Genomic DNA, 4,655 nt, shown 5'->3' with positions numbered 1-4,655 from the left:
CCGCCGACATGAACACCGCGCCGGGCCGACGATAGGTTTCCTCGAAACCCAGCACGTCCCGATAGAACGGCACCGCCCGGTCGAGATCGGCGACCTTCAGATGGACATGACCGATCCGGACGCCCGGATCGATCGGGATGGCGGGCGTCTGCGTCATGGCTGCTTCCTCGGCTGCGGCGTTCACGGGTCGTGGAACCGCGCTATATGTAGGCTGGACGCTGTGCCGGGCAAGCTGGCACATAGGTGCCAGCCGTTCGTTCCGCGTAGGCGGGCCCGCGCCAGGAAAGCTGGATTCCCGCTGTCGCGGGAATGAGCGGAGACAAGTTTGCCGAGGTTTCCATTGACCACATCCGTCCCGCTCCCCGTTCCGTCCTCGATCGACGACACGCTGAAGCTGCTCAACGCCGGGCATTATGTCGGCGACCGTTCGCTCGCGACCGTGTTGTTCCTCGCACTCAGGATGGGACGTCCGCTGTTCCTCGAAGGCGAGGCGGGCGTCGGCAAGACCGAGATCGCCAAGGTGCTCAGCGAAACGCTCGGCCGCAGGCTGATCCGGCTGCAATGCTACGAAGGGCTCGACGTGTCGGCTGCGGTCTATGAATGGAATTACGCCGCGCAGATGATCGCGATCCGGCTGGAAGAAGCCGAGGGCAATACCGATCGCGAGCGGCTGGAGGGCGACGTGTTCTCCGAGCGCTTCCTGATCAAGCGGCCGCTGCTGCAGGCGCTTGAGCCCGATCCCGCAGGTGCCCCGGTGCTGCTGATCGACGAACTCGATCGCACCGACGAAGCGTTCGAAGCCTTCCTGCTCGAGGTGCTCGCGGATTATCAGGTGACGATCCCCGAACTCGGCACGGTGAAGGCGCCGCATCCGCCGATCGTGATCATCACCTCGAACCGCACGCGCGAAATCCACGATGCGCTCAAGCGCCGCTGTCTCTATCACTGGGTCGGCTATCCCGACGCCGAACGTGAACTTCAGATCGTGCGCACGAAGGTGCCCGGCATTGCCGAGCAGCTGTCGGCGGAGATTGTCCATTTCGTGCAGCGGCTGCGCAAGATGGAGCTGTTCAAGGCGCCGGGCGTCGCCGAGACGCTCGATTTCGCAACGGCTCTGTCGGAGCTCGATGTGGTGGCGCTCGATCCGGCAACGGTCTCGGATACGCTCGGTGTGCTGCTCAAATATCAGGATGACATCGCGCGGCTCGACGGCACCAAGGTCAAGGAATTGCTCGACGACGTCCGCGCGCAGATGAAGGCGGCGGAGTGAAAACTGTTTTGTCATTCCGTGACGCGCCGAAGGCGCGGACCCGGAATCCAGTTGCGATCTCGTGTCTCTCTGGATTCCGGGTTCGCCTGCTCCGCAGGCGCCCCGGAATGACGGGAAGATGAAGATGGATCAACAACCGGGCCGGCTCGCGGAGAACATCGTCTATTTCGCGCGCGCGCTGCGTTCGGCCGGCATCCCGGTCGGACCCGGCTCGGTGATGGATGCGCTGGAAGCTGTTCGGGTCGCCGGCATCACCACCCGCGAAGACTTCTACTGGACGCTGCATGCCGTTTTCGTGAAACGGCACGAGCACACCATCCTGTTCGACCAGGCGTTCCAGATCTTCTTTCGCAAGCGCGCCTATTTCGACCAGCTCATGGCGATGATGCTGCCCCAGGTGGTGCCGCAGCCCGACAATGCGCCGCCGCCCCCGGCCGCCAAGCGCGTGCTCGACGCGATGTTCAAGGGCCAGCAGAAGCCGCAGGAAGACAAGAAGAAGGAGGTCGAGATCGACGCGCGGCTGACGGTGTCGGACCGCGAGGTGCTCGAAAAGAAAGATTTCGCCCAGATGTCGGCCGCCGAAATCGCGGAGGCGAAGCAAGCCATCGCGAAGCTCGTCCTGCCGCTCGACGAGGTGAAGACGCGCCGCCTCAAGGTCTCGCGGCACGGCCACATGATCGACATGCGGCGCACCTTGCGCGCCAGCATGAAGGCGGGCGGGGCGGTCATCGACCTGAAATATCTGGGACCCCGGACGCGGCAGCCGCCGATCGTCGCCTTGCTCGATATTTCCGGCTCGATGAGCCAGTACACCCGGCTGTTTCTGCATTTCCTCCATGCCGTCACCGATGCGCGAAAGCGCGTGTCCACCTTCCTGTTCGGCACGCGGCTGACCAATGTCACCCGCGGGCTGAAGCAGAAGGACCCGGACGAGGCGCTTGCGGCCTGTTCCGGCGGAGTGCTGGACTGGTCGGGTGGGACCCGCATCGCACCCTCGCTGGCTGCCTTCAATCGGCAATGGAGCCGCCGCGTGCTCGGGCAGGGCGCGGTGGTGCTGCTGATCACCGATGGGCTGGAGCGCGAGCCCGGCAGCCAGCTCGGCTTCGAGATGGACCGGCTGCACCGCTCCTGCCGCCGGCTGATCTGGCTCAATCCCTTGCTGCGCTTCGAGGGCTTCGAGGCCAAGGCCAGCGGCATTCGCACCATGCTGCCGCATGTTGACGAACTGCGCCCCATTCACAATCTCAATGCGATGAAGGATCTGTGCCGGGCCTTGTCGGCGGATGGAGATGGCCGGGCCGAGGCGAAGTACTGGTTGAACAAGGTCGCGTAGAATGCGGGGCTGAACGCGTGCCGGCGTCACCGGCTTCCGGCTCGGCTCACGTTCTACAAGAGATTCAAGTGTTGGCCGTAAGGGATTCAAATGACTCAGAATTCGCTGGCGACAGACGAGGACATCCTCAAGGCCGCCGAGGACTGGCGGAAAGCGGGCAAGGGCGTCGCGCTTGCGACGGTGGTCGAGACCTGGGGTTCGGCGCCGCGGCCGGTCGGCTCCAACCTGGTGATCGACGAGGAGGGAAACTTCCTTGGCTCGGTATCCGGCGGCTGCGTCGAGGGCGCGGTCGTGACCGAGGCGCTCGATGTCATCGGCAGCGGCAAGCCGAAGACGCTGGAATTTGGCGTTGCCGATGAAACCGCCTGGAAGGTCGGCCTGTCCTGCGGCGGCACCATCCGCGTCTATGTGGAGAAAGTGGATTAGTGAAGTCTCGCGTCCCGGACGCAATGCAGCGCGATAGCGGTGCATTGCTGAGCCGGGACCCATAGAAGACCCATAGAATAGGTCCCGGTTCTGCAGCGCATCACTTCGTGCTGCGCTGCGACCGGGACACGAGCGCAGTCGAAAGTAAAATATGAAGCTCAATATTCTCACCGCCCTCAATAACGAGCGCGCCAATCGTCGGGCTGCGGTGGTCGTCACCCATGTCGACAGCGGCGAGCAGCGGCTGGTGAAAGGTGCCGACGTCTTTCACGATCCGCTCAGGGATTTCATCGAAAAGCACCTTCGCAGCGGCAAGAGCGGCATGGAAGAAACGCCGGCCGGCAAGGTCTTCCTGACGGTCTATGTTCCGCCGCCGAAGCTCGTCATTACCGGCGCGGTGCATATCAGCCAGGCGCTGGCGCCGATCGCAAAGCTTCTCGGCTACGACGTCGTCATCGTCGATCCGCGCACCGCTTTCGCCACGCAGGACCGTTTCCCCGAGGTGACTGTGATCGCGCAATGGCCCGACGAGGCATTGCCGCCGCTCAATGTCGACCGATACACCGCCTTCGTGGCGTTGACGCATGATCCGAAGATCGACGATCCCGCGCTCCTGCATGCGCTGTCAAAGGACTGCTTCTATATCGGCGCGCTCGGTTCGCGGAAAACGCATGGCCGTCGCGTCGAGCGGCTGAAAGCGCAGGGCATCAGCGACGACGCGATCGCGCGCATCCATGCGCCGATCGGTCTCGATATCGGCGCGGTGTCGCCGCCTGAGATCGCGGTGTCGATCATGGCCGAGATCACCGCGCGACTGCGGCAATCGCCGGAGAAAGAGGCGTGAAGTTCGGACCGGTCAAACCGGACGACGCGCTGGGTGGGACAGCGGTCCATACCATCCGTGAAGGCGCGCTGGTGCTCAAGAAGGGCACGGTGATCGAGCCGTCGCATGTCGCCGCGCTGAAGGCGGCGGGCATTGCCGAGATTGTGGTGGCGCGGCTCGACGCGGGCGACGTGTCGGAAGACGACGCGGCCGCGGCGCTGGCCGAAGCCGCGAAGGGCGAGGGCGTCCGCACCGACAAGGCCTTTACCGGCCGCTGCAACCTGTTCGCCGAGCGCGCGGGCGTGCTCGTTGTCGACCGCGAACAGATCGACGCGATGAACCGCATCGACGAGGCGATCACGGTGGCAACGCTGCCGGCCTACAAGCCGGTGGTCGAAGGCGAAATGCTTGCCACGGTGAAGATCATCCCGTTCGCGGTGCCCGGCGAAGTCTTCATGTCCGCAATGAAGACGGTGCAGGCCGCAGGGCCGCTCGTTCGCGTTGCGCCTTACAGGATCAGGAAGGTCGGCGTCGTGTCCACGATGCTGCCGGGTCTCGCGCCGAAGGTGATCGACAAGACGCTGAAGATCACCGAGCAGCGCCTCGCGCCGGCCGGTGCGCGCATTGTCGCCGAACGGCGTGTGCCTCACGACAGGGAAGCTCTCGCCAAGGCGATCCGCGAAGTCGAGAACGAGGGCGCCGAACTCGTCATCGTGTTCGGCGCGTCGGCCATCGCCGACCGGCGCGACGTGATCCCCTCGGCAATCGAGGCGGTCGGCGGCACCATCGAGCATTTCGGCATG

General features: G+C 64.5%; 5 protein-coding genes and 1 pseudogene. 5 read left to right on the top strand and 1 reads right to left on the bottom strand.

Features of this window, described 5'->3' with window-relative positions:
• Positions 1 to 157: VOC family protein (locus VN004_RS12190; protein ID WP_325610343.1), on the bottom strand; the 157-nt coding region annotated here is incomplete at its 3' end.
• 183 nt (positions 158 to 340) lie between these two features.
• Between VN004_RS12190 and VN004_RS12185 the strand changes: the two genes are divergently transcribed.
• The 5 genes and pseudogenes from VN004_RS12185 to VN004_RS12165 all read left to right on the top strand — a co-directional run.
• Positions 341 to 1,270: a MoxR family ATPase gene (locus VN004_RS12185; RefSeq protein ID WP_325610340.1), complete on the top strand. Its 930-nt coding sequence runs from the start codon at positions 341 to 343 to the stop codon at positions 1,268 to 1,270.
• Between the two features lie 124 nt (positions 1,271 to 1,394).
• Entirely contained in the window at positions 1,395 to 2,603 is a 1,209-nt protein-coding gene (locus VN004_RS12180; RefSeq protein WP_325610337.1) for a VWA domain-containing protein, read from the top strand.
• A gap of 90 nt (positions 2,604 to 2,693) precedes the next feature.
• Entirely contained in the window at positions 2,694 to 3,029 is a 336-nt protein-coding gene (locus VN004_RS12175; protein WP_325610335.1) for an XdhC family protein, read from the top strand.
• A 151-nt stretch (positions 3,030 to 3,180) separates the two neighbouring features.
• Entirely contained in the window at positions 3,181 to 3,873 is a 693-nt protein-coding gene (locus VN004_RS12170; protein ID WP_325610332.1) for an XdhC family protein, read from the top strand.
• A pseudogene (locus VN004_RS12165) lies at positions 3,870 to 4,655 on the top strand (4-diphosphocytidyl-2C-methyl-D-erythritol kinase); the annotation flags it as partial. The gene VN004_RS12170 and the pseudogene VN004_RS12165, both read left to right, overlap by 4 nt.

The organism is Pseudorhodoplanes sp., from assembly GCF_035565855.1.
Taxonomy (GTDB): Bacteria; Pseudomonadota; Alphaproteobacteria; order Rhizobiales; family Xanthobacteraceae; genus Pseudorhodoplanes.
Note: the sequence above shows the minus strand (reverse complement) of the source record. Positions and strands in the feature narration are given on the sequence as shown.